Origin of the sequence: Daejeonella sp. (assembly GCF_030695525.1) — a bacterium.
In the GTDB taxonomy this organism is placed as follows: domain Bacteria; phylum Bacteroidota; class Bacteroidia; order Sphingobacteriales; family Sphingobacteriaceae; genus Daejeonella.
In genome coordinates, this window is record NZ_JAUYSS010000029.1 from 49,049 (window position 1) to 66,893 (window position 17,845).

21 protein-coding genes are annotated in these 17,845 nt (G+C 38.2%); 7 read left to right on the top strand and 14 right to left on the bottom strand.

From position 1 onward, the window contains the following. Positions 1 to 31 precede the first annotated feature (31 nt). The 4 genes from Q8S11_RS06675 (at position 32) to Q8S11_RS06685 (ending at position 2,403) form a co-directional block, all read left to right on the top strand. Entirely contained in the window at positions 32 to 571 is a 540-nt protein-coding gene (locus Q8S11_RS06675) for a DUF1599 domain-containing protein (RefSeq protein ID WP_305661305.1), read from the top strand. Positions 572 to 640: 69 nt separating this feature from the next. Next, positions 641 to 1,456: a BT_3928 family protein gene (locus tag Q8S11_RS06680; RefSeq protein ID WP_371135132.1), complete on the top strand. Its 816-nt coding sequence runs from the start codon at positions 641 to 643 to the stop codon at positions 1,454 to 1,456. A gap of 24 nt (positions 1,457 to 1,480) precedes the next feature. Next, positions 1,481 to 1,795, top strand: a complete 315-nt coding sequence (locus tag Q8S11_RS17815) for a hypothetical protein (protein ID WP_371135133.1) — start codon at positions 1,481 to 1,483, stop codon at positions 1,793 to 1,795. A gap of 104 nt (positions 1,796 to 1,899) precedes the next feature. Then, positions 1,900 to 2,403: a shikimate kinase gene (locus tag Q8S11_RS06685; protein WP_305661306.1), complete on the top strand. Its 504-nt coding sequence runs from the start codon at positions 1,900 to 1,902 to the stop codon at positions 2,401 to 2,403. A 70-nt stretch (positions 2,404 to 2,473) separates the two neighbouring features. On the opposite strand, the gene Q8S11_RS06690 is transcribed toward Q8S11_RS06685, so the two are convergent. The 10 genes from Q8S11_RS06690 to kbl all read right to left on the bottom strand — a co-directional run bounded on the left by Q8S11_RS06690 (position 2,474) and on the right by kbl (position 10,681). Further along, positions 2,474 to 2,776 (bottom strand): type II toxin-antitoxin system RelE/ParE family toxin, encoded by a 303-nt coding sequence (locus Q8S11_RS06690; RefSeq protein ID WP_305661307.1) that lies wholly within the window; start codon positions 2,774 to 2,776, stop codon positions 2,474 to 2,476. Then, entirely contained in the window at positions 2,776 to 3,042 is a 267-nt protein-coding gene (locus Q8S11_RS06695) for a type II toxin-antitoxin system ParD family antitoxin (RefSeq protein ID WP_305661308.1), read from the bottom strand. The genes Q8S11_RS06690 and Q8S11_RS06695 overlap by 1 nt, the downstream gene beginning before the upstream one ends. Before the next feature lie 270 nt (positions 3,043 to 3,312). After that, positions 3,313 to 4,392 (bottom strand): hypothetical protein, encoded by a 1,080-nt coding sequence (locus tag Q8S11_RS06700; RefSeq protein ID WP_305661309.1) that lies wholly within the window; start codon positions 4,390 to 4,392, stop codon positions 3,313 to 3,315. Positions 4,393 to 4,635: 243 nt separating this feature from the next. Then, positions 4,636 to 5,145, bottom strand: coding sequence for a phosphoribosyltransferase family protein (locus Q8S11_RS06705; RefSeq protein ID WP_305661310.1), 510 nt, complete (start codon positions 5,143 to 5,145; stop codon positions 4,636 to 4,638). 98 nt (positions 5,146 to 5,243) lie between these two features. Beyond that, on the bottom strand, positions 5,244 to 5,642 hold the full coding sequence (locus Q8S11_RS06710; protein WP_305661311.1) for a hypothetical protein: 399 nt from the start codon (positions 5,640 to 5,642) through the stop codon (positions 5,244 to 5,246). 45 nt (positions 5,643 to 5,687) lie between these two features. Continuing rightward, complete coding sequence (rlmD, locus tag Q8S11_RS06715; protein ID WP_305661312.1) at positions 5,688 to 7,097, bottom strand: 23S rRNA (uracil(1939)-C(5))-methyltransferase RlmD; 1,410 nt, start codon at positions 7,095 to 7,097, stop codon at positions 5,688 to 5,690. A 321-nt stretch (positions 7,098 to 7,418) separates the two neighbouring features. Continuing rightward, positions 7,419 to 7,994: a TetR/AcrR family transcriptional regulator gene (locus tag Q8S11_RS06720; RefSeq protein WP_305661313.1), complete on the bottom strand. Its 576-nt coding sequence runs from the start codon at positions 7,992 to 7,994 to the stop codon at positions 7,419 to 7,421. Position 7,995: 1 nt separating this feature from the next. Further along, a complete protein-coding gene (locus tag Q8S11_RS06725; protein ID WP_305661314.1) occupies positions 7,996 to 8,412 on the bottom strand; it encodes a hypothetical protein in 417 nt (138 codons plus the stop codon). Continuing rightward, complete coding sequence (pheS, locus tag Q8S11_RS06730) at positions 8,412 to 9,446, bottom strand: phenylalanine--tRNA ligase subunit alpha (RefSeq protein ID WP_305661315.1); 1,035 nt, start codon at positions 9,444 to 9,446, stop codon at positions 8,412 to 8,414. Before pheS ends, Q8S11_RS06725 begins: the two co-directional genes overlap by 1 nt. A gap of 44 nt (positions 9,447 to 9,490) precedes the next feature. Beyond that, on the bottom strand, positions 9,491 to 10,681 hold the full coding sequence (gene kbl, locus Q8S11_RS06735) for a glycine C-acetyltransferase (protein WP_305661316.1): 1,191 nt from the start codon (positions 10,679 to 10,681) through the stop codon (positions 9,491 to 9,493). Between the two features lie 136 nt (positions 10,682 to 10,817). Between kbl and Q8S11_RS06740 the strand changes: the two genes are divergently transcribed. The 3 genes from Q8S11_RS06740 (at position 10,818) to Q8S11_RS06750 (ending at position 15,128) form a co-directional block, all read left to right on the top strand. Continuing rightward, a complete protein-coding gene (locus Q8S11_RS06740) occupies positions 10,818 to 13,271 on the top strand; it encodes a DUF5686 and carboxypeptidase regulatory-like domain-containing protein (RefSeq protein WP_305661317.1) in 2,454 nt (817 codons plus the stop codon). 101 nt (positions 13,272 to 13,372) lie between these two features. After that, positions 13,373 to 14,326 (top strand): rhodanese-related sulfurtransferase, encoded by a 954-nt coding sequence (locus Q8S11_RS06745; protein WP_305661318.1) that lies wholly within the window; start codon positions 13,373 to 13,375, stop codon positions 14,324 to 14,326. Positions 14,327 to 14,348: 22 nt separating this feature from the next. Beyond that, positions 14,349 to 15,128 (top strand): prolyl oligopeptidase family serine peptidase, encoded by a 780-nt coding sequence (locus Q8S11_RS06750; RefSeq protein ID WP_305661319.1) that lies wholly within the window; start codon positions 14,349 to 14,351, stop codon positions 15,126 to 15,128. Here Q8S11_RS06750 and Q8S11_RS06755 read toward each other — a convergent pair whose 3' ends face one another. From Q8S11_RS06755 to Q8S11_RS06770, 4 genes are all read right to left on the bottom strand, one after another. Then, a complete protein-coding gene (locus tag Q8S11_RS06755) occupies positions 15,129 to 15,659 on the bottom strand; it encodes a hypothetical protein (protein ID WP_305661320.1) in 531 nt (176 codons plus the stop codon). A 17-nt stretch (positions 15,660 to 15,676) separates the two neighbouring features. Next, positions 15,677 to 16,402: a YebC/PmpR family DNA-binding transcriptional regulator gene (locus tag Q8S11_RS06760; protein WP_305661321.1), complete on the bottom strand. Its 726-nt coding sequence runs from the start codon at positions 16,400 to 16,402 to the stop codon at positions 15,677 to 15,679. A 147-nt stretch (positions 16,403 to 16,549) separates the two neighbouring features. Further along, entirely contained in the window at positions 16,550 to 17,494 is a 945-nt protein-coding gene (locus Q8S11_RS06765) for an NAD-dependent epimerase/dehydratase family protein (protein WP_305661322.1), read from the bottom strand. Positions 17,495 to 17,561: 67 nt separating this feature from the next. Then, on the bottom strand, positions 17,562 to 17,845 hold a 284-nt coding region (locus Q8S11_RS06770; RefSeq protein ID WP_305661323.1), incomplete at its 5' end, for a hypothetical protein.

Below are 17,845 nucleotides of genomic sequence, written 5' to 3' on the forward strand. Positions count from 1 at the left end.
TCATGGTTCTAACAAATAAAAAATAAAGGCTTTGATTAATAAAACTTCAGCAGAATACGATAGTGTCATCAAAGTTTGCAGAGAACTTTTTCTAAAAAAAAGTAGCGATTATGGAACTGCATGGCGTATTCTCAGGATATCATCCATAACTGACCAGATTTTTATCAAGGCTCAGCGAATCCGGACTCTTGAAGAAAAGAAGGTCTCGAAAGTAGGAGAGAATATTACTTCAGAGTATATTGGAATAGTTAATTATTGTATCATTGCGATGATGCAGATGGATCTCGAAAACGATGATAGAACAGAACTTCCGCTTGATGAAGTGGAGATGTATTTTGATAAAAGAGTAAATGAGACTAAAGAACTTATGTTTGCCAAGAACCATGATTACGGAGAGGCATGGCGGGATATGCGGATTAGTTCATTGACTGATCTTATATTAATGAAAATTCTCAGGGTTAAGCAAATTGAAGATAATGCAGGACAGACTCTGGCATCGGAAGGGGTCAGGGCCAATTATCAGGATATGCTTAATTATTCTGTATTTGCATTAATCAAACTCGGCATTTAAGAATCCGGTTCCAATAGGGTGGATTATATTTCGGTCCTCCCTTATTTATAAACCTTGAATTTTATTTCAATGAAGAAAGCCTTATTACATTTGCTTAGAGCGATTGTTGGATTGCTCTTTATCTTTTCAGGACTGATCAAGGCGAATGATCCGCTTGGGTTTGGCTATAAGTTGCAGGAGTATTTTGAAGTTTTTCACATTGCTTTTCTAAATGATTATGCAACCGTATTTGCAATTTTGCTTTGTACCATTGAAATTGTTCTCGGGGCTCTGCTGCTGCTCGGTATCCGTTCCCGAAATGTCGCTTCAGGCTTATTGTTAACCATCATTTTCTTTACCTTTCTGACCTTCTACTCGGCCTTTTTTGAGGTAGTTACATCCTGTGGCTGCTTTGGCGATGCTATTCCACTGACTCCCTGGCAGTCTTTCTCAAAGGATATTGTGTTGCTGATCATGATTCTGTATATCTATAAAAAGCGCATTGAGATCATACCTTTGATTAGCAGTGAAAGAGTTCAAAACTGGATCTTAGGATTTGTAGTTCTGCTCTCACTCGGATTTGGTTTGTACACCTATAGTTTTCTGCCTATTCTTGATTTTTTACCTTATAAAGTCGGAAATAATATTCCCTCATTAATGATCATGCCTCCGGGAGCTCCACAGGATGTATATCAGATCACCTATATTTTAGAGAATAAAAGTACAGGCGAGACGAAATCATTAACTGATAAAGAATATCTGAGTTCAGGAATCTGGAAGGATAAGAATTGGGAAATTACCGGAGATCCTGAGAGTAAACTGATTAAAAAGGGCTTTGAAGTAAAGATTAAAGACCTGAAAATTACTGATAGTGGAGGGACTGATTACAATGCTGAGTTTCTCTAGAACCCGTTCTATAATCTGGTGATCGTGGCTTATGACCTATCAAAGACCAATTTGATCGGGATAGGTAATTTGAATGCACTTGCAATCAATGCAGCAGAGAATTTCAACGTCCGGACCGTATTTCTAACCTCTGGTTCCCCCCGCGATGCAGAGGCCTTCAGCAAAAAAAATAAACTGGTAATGGAGATGTTCTATGCGGACGCCATTCCGTTGAAAAGCATGGTTAGGGCTAACCCCGGTGTATTATTATTGAAAAATGGGACAGTTGTCAATAAATGGCATTTTCAAAACCTGCCATTCTTTGATGAACTGTCAGTAAAATACTTTAGTGTAAATTAAAAATCAGTACATCAAAACTGGTCAATTTTATAAACAATCAATAGCTCAATGCATTAACAGATGTTATTCGCTCTGTGGTCAAATATTAAAGGAGAAAAAATTTTATGAAGGTATTCCTGATTGGATTTATGGGTAGTGGAAAGACAACCATTGGAAAAAAACTAGCTAATTATTTAAAATATGAATTCATCGATCTCGATAAGTTAATTGAATCTAAGGCAGGGTTGAGTATCGTCAATTATTTTGAACTTCACGGTGAAGGGGCATTCCGCGCTTTGGAGCGTGATGTTTTGCAAAAATCTGAATTTCCTGAGAATGTTATTATCGCTACTGGTGGAGGAGCGCCCTGCTTTGGGGATAATATGGAATGGATGAATAAAAATGGGTTGGTGGCTTATCTTTCCCTGTCGCCGAAGGCTCTGGCAAGTCGCCTGGAGCATTCTAAAATCGATCGTCCATTAATCCGCCATTTGAAAGGGGCTGAGCTCATCGAATTTATAAGCAGCAAGCTTCAGGAGCGTGAAGTATTTTATAATCAGGCTAAGTATGTGGTTAGCGCCAGTGACCTTACTGCCGAGCGTTTATCTTTTTATTTGAATTTGGGGTAAAATGAATCTGGAATTCTTAGCCTAATCTTGGTTCAGGTTTAGGTAGAGACATTCAAACAAATGTATAGGCTTATTTTTCTTTGATTCTGTTCTTTAAATCCATTTGTCCATGGAGAATCCGTATGATTTCTATTTTATTGCCTTCAATCCTGCGGTAAAAAATGATATGTCTCCCGGCTTTGATACCCAATAGGTTTTGGGTTATTTCTGAATAGTCTTTGCCTAAACTGGGTTTTCTTGCAAGCTCCTGGCAATTCTCCAAAAGCATATTATAATAGATGTCTGCTTGATTTTCAGACCATTTATTAATGGTATAATTCCAAATCTGAGTTAGGTCTTCAACTGCTTTATTTGTAAATCTATAACCGGACATTACGGTTTGTCTACCTTAACTTGATTCAGGGCAGTTTTCATTTTTTCTAAATGTAATACAGGATTGAAATCATCAGCAATGCCGCTCTCAATCCCTTCCTGAATGGCTGTTCGAAGAGCAAAAAGCTTATTTTCTTCTTCTTCCAAAAGCCTTAATCCCGCTCTGACTACTTCACTTACATTTTTATATCGCCCGGAAGATATCCTGCTTTGAATAAAATCATCAAAATAGTCTCCTATTGATATTGAGGTGTTTCTATTCATCATTTATTATTTTTTATTAAAGTTACCAATAATTGGTATAATGTGATAAGATTTAAATTAATTGGGCTAGTAAAATTTCAATTCAGGTATTTTTTAACGTTTGGCATCTACAAGCAGGCAGGATAATTATACGCCTGAACTTATTTAGGCTCCCTGACATTTATACCTTATGTCTTATAGGATGGTAATATTAGAAACCACCAAAGACGGGATTTAAATTGGCATGTTCAAAAATGAGGTAGCCCTAAAGCTACCCATATTAGCATCCTTTGCTTAATATCTCGTTTTTAACACTATTTCACCCAAATCTTTTATTTCATCCTGAGATGTAAAAAACACTCGGCCTTTCTTTGCTAATACTTCCCATGCGATTTTGCTTGTAATATCCTCAATAGCATCTTGATTAGCCCTGTCATCTGTCAATTCGAAAGTTCTGTCACTTGTCATTATTACAGGCTGGGAAAAGTCTTCATGAACTATTAATAAATCACCACGACCATCAATCGATGCCTGATAGATTTCTTGTAAATCAGTCAAAACTGCAGCACCAGCAATTGCTTCTTTGATTTCAGAAATTGCTTTGCTTCTTCGTTCTGTTTGCAGGGATTTTATGATCTCCCATGCCTGTTTCACGAGTTGGTGATTAGCTATATTGTTATAATCAATAGCTGCATAACCAATGTACATGGATGGCTTGTCAGCTACTTGTTGCAAACGGCTATAGTTGTCTCCAGTACAAATGACGAGACAATTTAGCTCTGTTTCATTGTGGACTTTTACAAGTGCTTTGTCTACTTTATTTAAATATTCACGAACCAAATCGTCTAAATATTTTGGGTCACTGCCTTTGCCGGAATGTGTGTTATAATGTGGGTTTTCAGCAAAAGGAAACTCTTCGGTTCTTATTTCCTGTACAAGTTCATCATTCAAAGCTTCATACAATTGCACACCACTTTGTGAGAGCATCATCAGTAAATAATTCTCACTTCTATTATACGATTTGATAATAGAACGTAAAGCGAAACTGCTTGATATTTGCACACCTTCATTACTTGTTTTCCAGGAAGATTTTATTATTTCTTTAGTTTGGTTTGATAAAAAGATATGCAAACTGTCAAAGTTATGGTTTATATCTATTTCCTTAGCTAGCTCTTCAATTTTTTCTAAAAGTGCGGCAACGGGTCTTTTTCCAAAACCGGCAATTACTCTTTCTTCGGCCTCTTTTAAAAGATTTTTCAGCATTACTTCATCCTTGACATTGTCAGGATGAGTACGGTGAGTGTTGAGCGAAATACTTACACATGGTTGGTTTTTCTCGGCTGCTAATTTTTGTAACTGGTCTTTAATTGTCATAACGTATTTTTTTTAATATTCACATCTTACAGCTTTGTTGAATTTTCAAAATACCTGAATTTGAAATATAGGATATTGTTGGACAACAATGCCCTAAACACATAATATACCCTTTTTTAACTAAAAATGCAAGCATTTTTGAGATTATTAAAACAGGATCGTCAATAATCTTAAAAAGAAGAATAGCCCCCTGACAGGAATTCTGAATTTTAGAAACGGGGGCATTCAGAATTATTGACTAATTCAACTCAAATAAACCGCATCATCCTTTGATTTATCATTCATCACCACCTCAATATGCTCCTTGACAAGTGTGGACATTTCCAAACCCGTGAAATCAGAAGATATAGGAAAATTGCGGTGACTACGGTCGATCAGGACCAGTGTTCTTAATTTTTTTAAGGGGATGTCGATGAATACTCCAAGTCCGTAAGCTAATGTACGACCGCTGTTTAGTACATCATCAACCAGAATAACAACCTTATTTTTCACCATATTGATATCGATATCCGAACTGGCCTGAAGGTGGGAACTGTCTTTGTCAATATCAATCTTCATCAGGGTAACTTTAATTTCTGAAATAGATTCAATGACTTTTTTCAACCGTTTGGCAATGATGTAACCTTGTTCTATGATTCCTGCAAGAACAATTTCCTTTTCATTCAGGTTATCCTCCAGAATCTGATAGGCCATCCGATCGATCTTCTGCTTAATCTGTGTATTAGTAAGTACCAGTAATTTTTTAACAGCCATTTTTTTTTCTCAAATTTCGATATAAATTACATATTCCTGTGTAAATCTTACTATTTATTCTTTGAATATTTTTTTAAGAAACCAATCAAAATCATATTCTATTGATATGGAAAGAAAATAAAGTTGGCTCCTTCAGGAACAATGACAAAGACGCACATAAATTTGTATGGGTCTTTATATTGTTTGATGAACCTTTCCTTTTTATCAGCCTGAATAAGTCCTTTTTCAGAAAATTCTTCCACTGTGGAAGCATGAATGCTCCAGCCGGTATTCAGTTCATTTCGGTCTAAAATTGGTTCACCCAATTTTACTTCATGCTGATGGGCAATAAAAATCGGAAATTCTGAAATGCCTTCAACCATGATTTCGATGGCTACTTCTTTAAGCGACTCATTGTAAAACTTCAGATCAGTTTCAAGACTCTTTAGCGGACTTTCTTTTGGTTTATTATTCCCTTCACTGTTTTCTTCAGGATTAAGCAGGTCTTTGATTTCCATTGCAATTTAATTTATTGTGCCTGGTAATTTAGGCTGTCTTTTGATCTATTCCTTAAATGTAAGCAGTACTACATTCTCTACATGTTGTGTATGCGGAAACATATCCACAGGTTTGATTCTTCCCACATCGTATTTTGCTTTGAGTAATTCAATATCCCTTGCCTGTGTTGCTGCATTACAGCTTACATAGACTATTTTTTCAGCTTCCACCTCAAGCAAACGTTTTACCACATCAGCATGCATACCTGCACGAGGGGGGTCGGTAATCACCACATCAGGTTTGCCATGAGTTTTGATAAAATCTTCGTTCAGAATATCTTTCATATCCCCGGCAAAAAAGCTGGTGTTTTTAATTCCATTAATTTCGGAATTGATCTTTGCATCTTCAATCGCGGTAGGAACATACTCAATACCTACTACCTCCCTTACTTTTCCGGCAATGAAATTGGCAATGGTGCCAGCACCGGTATAGAGGTCATAAACAAGTTCATCACCTTTAAAACCGGCGAAATCACGTGCTATTTTATAGAGTTCAAAGGCCTGTGCAGAATTGGTCTGGTAAAATGATTTCGGACCAATTTTAAATTTTAATCCGTCCATATTTTCAAAAATATGATCTGCTCCTTTGTAGGTATGGATGTCCTGATCGAATATCGTATCGTTTTTTTTATGATTAACGATGTAAAGTAAAGAGTTAATGGTTGAGAACTCTGAAGCTATGAATTTCATCATTCCCTCAATTTGTTCTTCATCCGCATAAGCAAATACAACAATTACCATTAATTCACCTGTGCTTGAAGTGCGAATGATCAGATTTCGGAGCGCTCCCTCATGATTTCTCAGATTGTAAAAAGAAATTTCAGCTTTAAGCGCGTACTCCCTCACCTTGTTTCTGATCTCATTCGATGGATCAGCCTGCAGATAACAATGATTAATATCCAGGATCTTATCAAAACGTCCGGGAATATGATAACCCAGCGCATTCATTTCCATGGTTTCATCACTCCGCATATCACCATCCATCAGCCAGCGTTTATTTGAAAATGTATATTCCAGTTTATTCCTGTAATAGCGTGACTCTGCAGATCCCAGAATTGGTTCCATGTTGGATACATCTACTTTGGCCAGCCTTTGTAATGCATCACTCACACTCTTTTGCTTAAAAAGCAGTTGTGCATCATAAGTCAGGTGCTGCCATTTACAGCCTCCACATACACCAAAGTGTTCGCAAAAATGCTCGGTACGATGAACAGAAGGTTTGACGAGATTATGGATCTTTCCCTCGTAGAATTTTTTCTTTCTTCTTATTAATTCAACATCAACAAGGTCACCGGGAACAGCTTTATCAATGAAAATAACCAGATCATCTGATTTACCTACACCTTTACCCTCTTCGGCAATATCAATTACCTCTATATTCTCCAAAAATTTTTTGTCGGCCGGAATTTTTTTCATGAGCGGCAAAATTAAAGATTTTTATCTTAGGAAAGGGGCAGCAAAATATATTGACATAGGATTTTCAAGAGCCATGCATATAGCTGGTTCAAATCAGAAAGATTAACTTGATGAAAACAATATCCCGGGATATCTAAGGGCAGGACTTAAAATTCAAAAAGTTCATCAATTAAATCGGATAATATTAAAATTTCACGGCTCATGGATGATAATTGGTTATTAATATCCAAAATTAAAATATTTTGTACCAAAAACCAAATCGGTATTTAAGTTTAAAATTAAATTTACTTTAAAGCAACAATGCCTACAGGAGCTTAGGAATTATTTAACTGCTGCCTTAACTAAATACGGGAGAATTTCTTTTTGGAATGAGATGAAATTTTTGCGAACGTCAGAATCACTCACGGAGGTGAAAGCAAATGAGAAAACTATACTTTTACTGGCTTTGATCAAAAAGCGGAGGCGTGCTATATAATCATCAGCTTTGAAGAGTTGTGTTTGGTTGAAAGATTGGATAAGCAGCATCTCAAGATCATCAGATAAAGTTTTAAGAAATTCCTGGGAATTGGCCGACTCACGTATAAATTCCCATCCAATAAATTCATTACATACCGTATAAGATAAGCGGCTGGTTTTTAGGATGATCATGCTCAGGTAGGCTTCTTCATCCAGTTCTTCGGATGAATTATGAATAATTTCCTGAACACTTTGCTGAATATATTCCATCAGGATAGCCTGAAGCAGCAATTCCTTGCTTTCAAAGTACTTGTAAATAGTAGCTTTAGCAATCTTGGCACGCTTGGCAATTTCATTGACACTGGTTTTATGGTAGCCGTATTTCCGGAATAAATCCTGAGCTGCTTTCTTTATACTTTCCTTAATTTTATCGACTTCCATATCAGTTCAGTACCGAGATTTCAAAATTACTAATAATTACTTTATATTCCTTAAGGGGTCTCTTTGCGGGTGCTTTAGCAGGTGAACCATCAAATAGTGAAAATTTTGCTCCGCTGCATGGGTCTGTAGCCGTCAGGTTGGGATCATCAGGTACTACTGCACATCTCGCCTGGGGATTAACAGAACTGCAACGGTCAAAAGCTACGTAAGCATTGTCTGCCCTGCGGTAAATAATGAGTCCGGCAACTCCTGTGTTATCCATTTTATTAACCAATAGCAAACCATTTTTGTTTTTAATATTAAACTCCTGAATAGTTATTCTATAATTTACATAGGCTTCAGGAATCCGGTCTAAACTATCCTTGTTACAGGAGTTTAAAGAAAGTATTAATAGCACTATTAAAATTATTGCTCTCATCAGATCATTTCTGATTGGAATTGCTTTAAAAACCGAATATCATTCTCTGAAAATAGCCTGAGATCTTTAATCTGGTACTTCAGATTTGTAATCCTTTCAATTCCCATACCAAAAGCATAACCTGTAAATTTCTTACTATCAATATTGCAGTTTTCCAGAACATTCGGGTCTACCATGCCGCAGCCCAGAATTTCAACCCATCCGCTGTGTTTACAGAACTGGCAGCCATCGCCCTTACAAATTGAGCAGGAAATATCCATTTCAGCCGAAGGTTCTGTAAAAGGGAAATAACTTGGCCTGAACCGTACTTTTGTGCCTTCTCCAAATAATTCCTGGACAAAATGAAATAAGGTTTGCTTTAAATCTGCAAATGATACATTCTCATCAATATACAATCCCTCAACCTGATGAAAAAAGCAATGTGCCCTTGCAGAGATGGCTTCGTTACGATAAACCCTGCCCGGCATAATAGCGCGGAAGGGCGGTTTCCCGGCTTCCATCATCCGAACCTGAACGGAAGAGGTATGGGTACGAAGTGCAATATCCCCCTTTTCTCCTCCTTTTTTAATAAAGAACGTATCTTGCATATCCCGCGCAGGGTGTTCTTCAGGGAAATTAAGTGCTGAGAAATTATGCCAGTCGTCTTCGATCTCCGGTCCTTCGGCTACATTGAATCCCAGCTTTTTGAAAATCTCAATAATTTCTTTTCTGACAAGAGATAAGGGATGGCGACCGCCAGGTTCGAATCCTACTCCCGGAAGGGTAAGGTCAAGATCAGAATCTGTACTTTTTTCAACAGTCTCCAGGCTTTCTTTCAGTATCTGATATTTGGCTTCAGCCATTTGCTTAAACTCATTCAGAACTTTCCCCAGAATGCGTTTATCTTCTGCAGAAACTGTTTTGAATGCCTCGAAAAGGTCTTTCATTATGCCTTTTGTGCCTAGAAAGCGAATTCTGAATGATTCGAGTTCATCATTGCTTTTTGGTTGAAATGAATTTATTTCTGATGTGAATTGATTAATTTTTTCCTGCATGTTAATCCTGTTTAAAGGGTTATAGTTCCTTTTTCTTATCTAATTTATTTTATTACACCAAGTTTTACCCCAACCTTTGTAAATGCGGCGATAGCCTTATCCAGATGTTCTTTGGTATGTGCAGCAGATAACTGCACCCTTATGCGCGCTTTATCTTTTGGTACTACCGGAAAATAGAAGCCGATCACATAAATTCCTTCTTTTAGCAATTCTGCTGCAAAATCCTGAGAGAGTTTTGCATCATACAACATGATCGGTACAATTGGATGTGTTCCCGCTTTAATATCAAAACCTGCTGCGGTCATTTTTTCACGGAAGTATAGTGTGTTTTCCTCGAGTTTATCACGTAATTCGGTGCTTTTCTCAAGTATATCCAGAACTGCAATTGAAGCCCCCACAATTGATGGCGCCAGTGTGTTTGAAAACAAATAGGGCCTTGATCGTTGTCTGAGAAGATTGATTACCTCCTTATGCCCTGAGGTAAATCCTCCGGACGCCCCGCCCAATGCTTTTCCCAGGGTTCCTGTGATGATATCTACCCTTCCCATTACTCCATGGTGTTCATGCGTCCCGCGGCCGGTTTTACCCAAAAAGCCGGAGGAATGACATTCATCAATCATAACCAGGGCATGGTATTTATCGGCCAGGTCACAGATTTTATCCAGTTGGGCAATTGTGCCGTCCATAGAGAAAGATCCATCGCTTACAATGATACGGTGGCGTAAATGTTGGGTTTCTTTTAATTTGTCCTCCAGATCCGCCATATCATCATGCTTGTAGCGGAAGCGCTGTGCTTTACACAAACGAACTCCATCAATAATTGATGCATGATTTAATGCATCAGAAATAATGGCGTCCTGCTCATCAAACAAGGGTTCAAAAACACCCCCATTCGCATCAAAAGCTGCTGCATATAAAATGGTATCTTCTGTTCCCAGAAATTTAGAAATCTTTTCTTCCAGTTCTTTGTGAATATCCTGAGTGCCACAGATAAATCGCACCGAGGCCATTCCGAAACCATGGGTATCAAGTGCTTTTTTGGCCGCTTCAATCACATCCGGATGTGATGCCAGACCGAGGTAGTTATTCGCGCAGAAATTGATTACTTCCTGTCCGCCCTGAATTTTAATATCAGCACCCTGCCGAGTAATAATAATACGCTCACGCTTATACAGACCGGCCTTTTCTATTTCCTCCAGTTCTTTCTCTAATATCGGTTTAAGGGTCTTATACATAATTGGTTAAATTAATGTGTAAAATTACGAATTCTGCGGACTTTCAGGTTCTCCCTCCATAAACTAGTTCCTGAAAAAGTCAAATTTATAGTAGAATGCCTAATCAGATTATTGCGATCTTTGAAAGAAAATATACATGAAATCACTTTTCGTATTTCTGTTGTTCATATTGTTTTCTCATGGGCTATATGCCCAGAATATTATTCTTAAAGGCAAAATAACCAACTCTAAAGGACTTCCTGTGCCCTTTGCGAGTGTTTATGTACAGAACACCACAAGAGGAACTTCTGCAAACAGTGATGGTGAATTTCAGTTAAAATTGAAACCCGGAAAGCATACCATCATATTTAAAGCCATTGGTTTTAGTCAGGAATCCAGGGAGATGGATCTGCAATCAGACCAGTATATTCAGGTCAGTTTAACAGAAGCAGTTTATGAACTGAAAGATGTTATAGTACGTGCTTATTCAGAAGACCCCGCTTATGAGGTAATAAGGAACGCAATAAGGGAGAGAAATTACCACTTGAATGAAATAAATGAATTCACTGCAGAGGTTTACATTAAGGGAATGCAGAAATTGCTTGCGGCACCCAAAAAGTTTCTGGGAAGGAATATAGATGATATGGCTAAGCAAATCGGACTGGATTCGAACCGAAAAGGTATCCTATACCTTTCAGAGTCAGAGTCAATCCTGAGTTATATAAAGCCCGGGAAGTACAGGGAGGTAATGATCTCTTCAAAGGTTTCGGGGAGTAATCGCGCTTTCAGCTTTAACCGTGCATCGGATATGGGAATCAATTTTTATCAGAATTTACTGGAAATGGAGGGACTTAGCCCACGCCCTTTCATTTCACCTATCGCTGATAATGCACTATTTTATTACAGATACCGATTACTTGGCACCAGCATGGAGAATGGGCAGATGATCAATAAGATTGAGCTGATACCCAAACGCGCAGCTGATCCTGTTTTTAGAGGTGTGATTTATATCCTTGAAGATAGCTGGAGGATACATAGTGCTGATCTTTATCTGACAAAAGAGGCAAACATTCAATTTGTGGATACCTTAAATATAAGCCAGGAATTTATTCCTGTAAATGCTAAAACATGGATGCCATCCGCTGTCCGCTTTGACTTTACCGGAGGTTTTCTCGGCTTTAATTTTGGGGGCTATTTCATTGCACTTTACAACAATTATGACCTTAATCCCAGACTCAACCCAAAGGATTTCCGTGAGGTTTTACAGATTAGCCGTGAAGTAAATCAGAAAGATACTGCTTATTGGAAACAGGCAAGGCCGATTCCGCTGACTGAGGAGGAGCAAATTGATTATGTCAAAAAGGAGGCTTTAGCAATAAAGCGGGAATCTAAAGTATATCTGGATTCACTTGATAAAGCAAACAACAAAATCAAACCAATAGGTTTTATTATAGGTACGGGTTATAATCCACGAAACAGATTTAAAAAGGAGTATTTTCAATTTGGATCAATGATCAATTCTCTTTTTTATAATACTGTAGAAGGTTTCGGAATCAATTACAGGGCTTCGTATTCAAAGCAGATCGATTCTCTGACCAACAAATTCCTGCGGTATACCGGTAAACTGCGCTATGGTATTTCAAGTGAAAAATTTTACGCAAGTTTCTCTGCTTCTATTCCAGTAAAGAGCAGCAGGATAATGTTTAATGCCGGATCAGATGTTTTAGACCTGAGCGATCAGGAGAGTATTCCTCAACTTGGAAATTCAATCAACTCATTATACTATGAGCGTAACCTGCTCAAACTCTATGAATCGAAGTTCTTAAATCTTTCCTATCTAAAACAATTTGGGAGTGTCCAAACCAGTTTCGGTACCGAATGGTCAAACCGTAACTCCCTGCAAAATACATCAGATTATTCCATCCGTGATCTGAAAAGCCGGGAATTTTCGTCGAATAACCCTTTTGTACCGGGTTTTGATCTTCCTGTGTTCCCTGAAAATCAGGCATTAAAAATTAAGTTTAGGGCCAGTTATGCTTTCAGTAATGATTATGCTACCTATCCTTCTGGTAAATTTTACAGGCCATCAAATTATCCATTATTGGGGATAAATTATGAAAAGGGTATTCCGGGAGTCTTTGGCTCTGATGTGGATTATTCACGGATCTCGCTTGACCTGACAAAATCAGATATAAAACTAGGTCTGCTGGGTCATTCAGCTTTTTGGCTTGGAGCGGGTAAGTTTTTGAATACTAACAATCTTTATTATACTGATTATAAGCATTTTGTTGGGACGCAAACACTGGGCTACACGCCCAGAGTAAATAGTTTTCTATTTCTTGATTATTATAATTTCAGTACGGCAGATCAATATCTGGAAGGGCATTTTGAACATAATTTTTCGGGCTTTTTATTCAATAAATTGCCTCTTTTACGGAAATTAAAACTGAATGAGCTGGCCGGATTTAATTATTTGGGAACTCCGGCTACAAACTCCTATTCGGAATTCTATTTAGGTATAAAATATTTGAATTTCCGTGCCTTGTACGGCTGGTCTTATTTAAATGGAAAGAAGGCTGATTTTGGATTCCGAATAGCCACTGGCCTCTAGTTTTAATCTACTCTGCCTGCCTGAATGTCATTTGCAGAATTTGTTTTGCAGCCTTATATTTGCACCGCATTAAACGCTGTTTGCAACAGTATCAATGAATTATGATAAAATACCAGACCATTCTCTACTATTGTTATAGTAGAATTGAAGAAGCAGAGCAATTTGCATCCGATCACCTTCAGTTTTGTAAATCCCTGAATCTAGTAGGAAGGATCATCGTTGCTGATGAAGGACTTAATGGAACCGTTTCGGGCACAGTCGAATCCTGTAAAACTTACATGGAGACACTACATGCTGATCTTCGTTTCTCTAAGATCGATTTTAAAATCGATGATGTGGAAGAACCCTCTTTCATCAAGATGCATTGCCGTTACAAAGCAGAAATTGTTCATTCCGGACTTCGTGATCCCGGAATTATCAATCCGGAAAAGAAGACAGGTATACATTTAGAGCCTGCTGATTTTGTGAAGATGAAAGATAAACAGGATGTGGTGATCGTTGATGTGAGGTCGAACTATGAGCATTCAATCGGGCGTTTTAAGAATGCAGTCACTTTTGACATAGATAATTTTCGTGATTTTCCGGCTATGATCAATGAGCTTGCTCAATATAAAGATAAGAAGATCGTAACGTATTGTACCGGTGGTATTAAATGTGAGAAAGCTTCTGCTTTATTGCTTCATGAAGGGTTTGAAAATGTATATCAATTGCATGGAGGGATAATTAAGTATGGAAAAGAAGCCGGTGGGAAAGATTTTGAAGGTAAATGTTATGTATTTGATAACAGGGTTGCGGTGGATGTGAATACAGTGAATCCTGTCGTAATTTCTACCTGTCGCAATTGCGGTGCGCATACAACTAAAATGATCAATTGTGCCAATCCTGAATGTAATGAGCATTTTACCCAATGTGATGCATGTGGTGAAAAGCTGGATGGTGCTTGTTCCGAAATTTGTCAGGCTCATCCAAGAAAGCGTGAATATGATGGGACGGGATATTATGTTAAAATCCCGCAACCTGTAAATAAGCAGAAGTTAAAACTTTCGCAGGTTTAATAATTTAACTACTAATATATCCATGAAAAAGCTCCTATCCATTGCAATTATTGCCTTATTCATGCTGCAGTATTCTACCGCACAGGATAAATCAATGTTCTCTAAAGAGATTTTCACGAGTGGTACTGATACCCTTTTTTATCGGATGTTGCTTCCTCAGAATTTCGATGAATCAAAGAAGTATCCGGTTCTTATCTTCCTGCATGGTGCCGGTGAACGGGGGAATGACAATGAAGCACAGCTGATGCATGGAAGCAAGCTTTTCTTAAGATCGGATATTAGAAGGGATTTTCCGGCAATCGTCGTTTTTCCCCAATGTCCAAAAGATGATTTCTGGGCCAATGTAAAGTTCGGTGATGGGAAATCAGGGGATCGTTTCGGATTTCAAAAGGGTGGGGAACCGGGTAAGGCAATGCAACTTTTAATGGGACTTCAATCTGATTTGAAAACTCAGAAGTATACAGATAATTCCCGATTTTATGTCGGAGGTCTGTCGATGGGAGGTATGGGTACTTATGAAATATTGAGACGTAAACCTAAGGCTTTTGCTGCTGCCTTTGCCATTTGCGGAGGTGATGATATCGGAAATGTGAAAAAATACAAAAATGTTCCTTTGTGGGTCTTTCATGGGGGAAAAGATACAACCGTACCTTTGTCAAAATCAGAAGCTGTGGTTAATGAGCTGAAGAGACTAAATCGCCCGGCAAAATTTACAGTTTATCCTGAAGCAGGGCATAATAGCTGGGATCCGGCTTTTGCAGAACCTGAGTTTTTATCCTGGATATTCTCTCACAAGAAGTAATTATTCTGTCTCCGGATTCTTTTTTGTCAGACCAGATTTGAATCGTGGTCTATAGGCAGGCTTTGCAGTTTCTTCTGATTTAGGAATAGATTCTGCTGTAACCTCAGGCTGTTTTTCCTCAGGTGCCGGAGTTTGAGCCCTAAACCTTGGTTTGTAAACCGGTTTTGCTATTTCTTCTGATTCCACCTCTTTAATCTGATTGGATTCTTCTATCTCTTCTGGTATTTTAACAACCGCTTTAAATCTCGGTACATAGGCAGGCTTCTCCTGATTAATTGGCTCAATTCCTGATTTTTCCTTTGTAATAGCTGGAATCTCCTCTGTTTTGGCTTCCTCTTTAACAGGTTTTGGTTCTTCTTTTAAATGATAGGCCCTTCTTAATTTATTAAACCAGAATTTCTTGCTATGATCAAAGCTTTTTTCACCCATCTGAAGAAAATGACTCTCGAACTCAGAAAAAAATGCCTGTTCTTTTGCCTTAAGCTGAATAGCATCGATTTTTTTCCTGATTAAAAATTCTTCAAAAGTCATTTCAGCATATTGAGTATTTATTCGGCCATATTATGATAAACTGCCTGAACATCATCATCATCTTCCAGCTTATCAATCAATTTGATAACATCTGCGGCTTGTTCTTCAGTTACCTCGGTAGTTGATTCGGCAATTCGTTCGAGTTTGGCACTGATTACCGGAATATTTTTCTCTTCCAGGGCTTTCTGCATTTTTCCGAAATCTTCAAAGGAAGTGTGAATTACCCCGATATCTTTCCCTGATTCATCAACTTCAACATAAAGATCCTCAAGACCAGCATCGATCAGTTCAAATTCCAGTTCATCCAATTCCATTTCTCCGGGATCAAATCTAAAAACTGATTTGCGGGTGAAAATAAAATCCAGGGAACCTGTCTTGCCTAAGGTGCCATTAGTTTTGTTAAAATAACTCCGAACATTAGCTACCGTTCTGTTGGTATTATCTGTTGCAGTTTCAATCAATACGGCGACACCATGTGGAGCATAACCTTCGTACACGATTTCCTCATAATTGCTCTCATCCTTGTTGCTGGCTCTTTTGATTGCTGCTTCAACAGTATGTTTTGGCATATTTACAGCCTTGGCATTCTGCATGGCGGTTCTCAGGCGTGAATTTGCATCAGGATTTGACCCCCCATCCTTCACAGCCATAACAATCTCTTTACCTAGCCGGGTAAATTGTACGGCCATTTTTGCCCAGCGTTTGAACTTTCTCTCTTTACGGAACTCGAATGCTCTTCCCATTTTATGTACTGTTTGTATCTTTATTTTTTTCTAAAATTTATCTATTTCGCCGCTAAAATACATGTCCTGATAAAATTCCGGGTCTCTTAATGCGATTTTTTATTTTTATTGAATAAGAATACAGCATTTCACCAGGAAGGTTCTAAATTATCTCTTTAAGTTTTTCAGCATGTATTCTGTCATTTTCGCCAGATCAAATTCAGGTTTCCAGCCCCAGTCATTAATAGCACTGCTGTCGTTTATAGACCTTGGCCAGCTATCTGCAATAGCCTGACGCTGATCATATTCTGTATAATCTAATCTGAAATCCGGAATATGTTTTTTAATCTCATTCGCCAGTATTTCAGGCGTAAAACTCATTCCTGCGAAGTTATAGGAAGATCTGATCCTGATTTTTTCTGCCGGTGCATCCATCAACTCAATAGTTCCGCGAATGGCATCATCCATATACATCATAGGTAATTCAGTTTCAGCCGTCAGAAAACTTTTGTAACTGCTTTTTCTGAGGGCATCATGGAAAATGTGAATGGCATAATCTGTTGTTCCACCACCGGGTGCTGCCTTCCAGCTAATCAAACCCGGATACCGTATACTTCTGATGTCCAAACCATATCGGTGAAAATAATACTCGCACCATCGTTCACCGGCAAGTTTACTAATACCATAAACGGTATTCGGATCCATTACGCAGTATTGTGGTGTTTGATCTTTGGGTGAATTCGGGCCAAAAACGGCGATAGAACTTGGCCAGTATATACGCGCAGTATTATATTCTAGTGCAAGATCAAGGATGTTCAGTAAGCCATTCATATTCAAATCCCAGGCTAATTTGGGATTTTGCTCACCTGTTGCCGATAAAAGTGCAGCAAGCAAATACACCTGCGTGGGCTTATATTTCTGAAATAATTGCTTCAGGATATCCTTTTCAAGTACATTCACAAACTCGAATGGTCCCGCATTTTTAATATCGTAATCTGGCCGCCGAATATCGCAGGCTATGACATTCCCATCGCCATAGCTCTTTCTTAACTCAGTGACTAATTCTGTACCTATCTGCCCGTTTGAGCCAATAACTACAATTTTATCTAACATAATAATTGGTTTTTCTCAAAGTTAGAAAAACTGACTTGCTTTAGCCATTAAATATCCGAATCATGATTTATTTAAATTTGACCGCCAGAACAAAAGGTTTGCTAAATCGGCTTATATGACCATTAATATCAAAAAATTCAGCTTTCAGAAGGTAGATGCCACCGGCTGCGGGTTGATTTTGTTCGTTTAAACCATCCCAAATAAATGAGCCCGTATTGTTAAGTATGAAGTTTTTCAAAAGTTTCTTTATCAATACTCCCTGTACGTTAAATATCGAAACATTGGCAATTTTACCGGGCTCGGGAAATTGATAGTTCATTTCGAGCAGATCTTCAAATCCATCGTTATCCG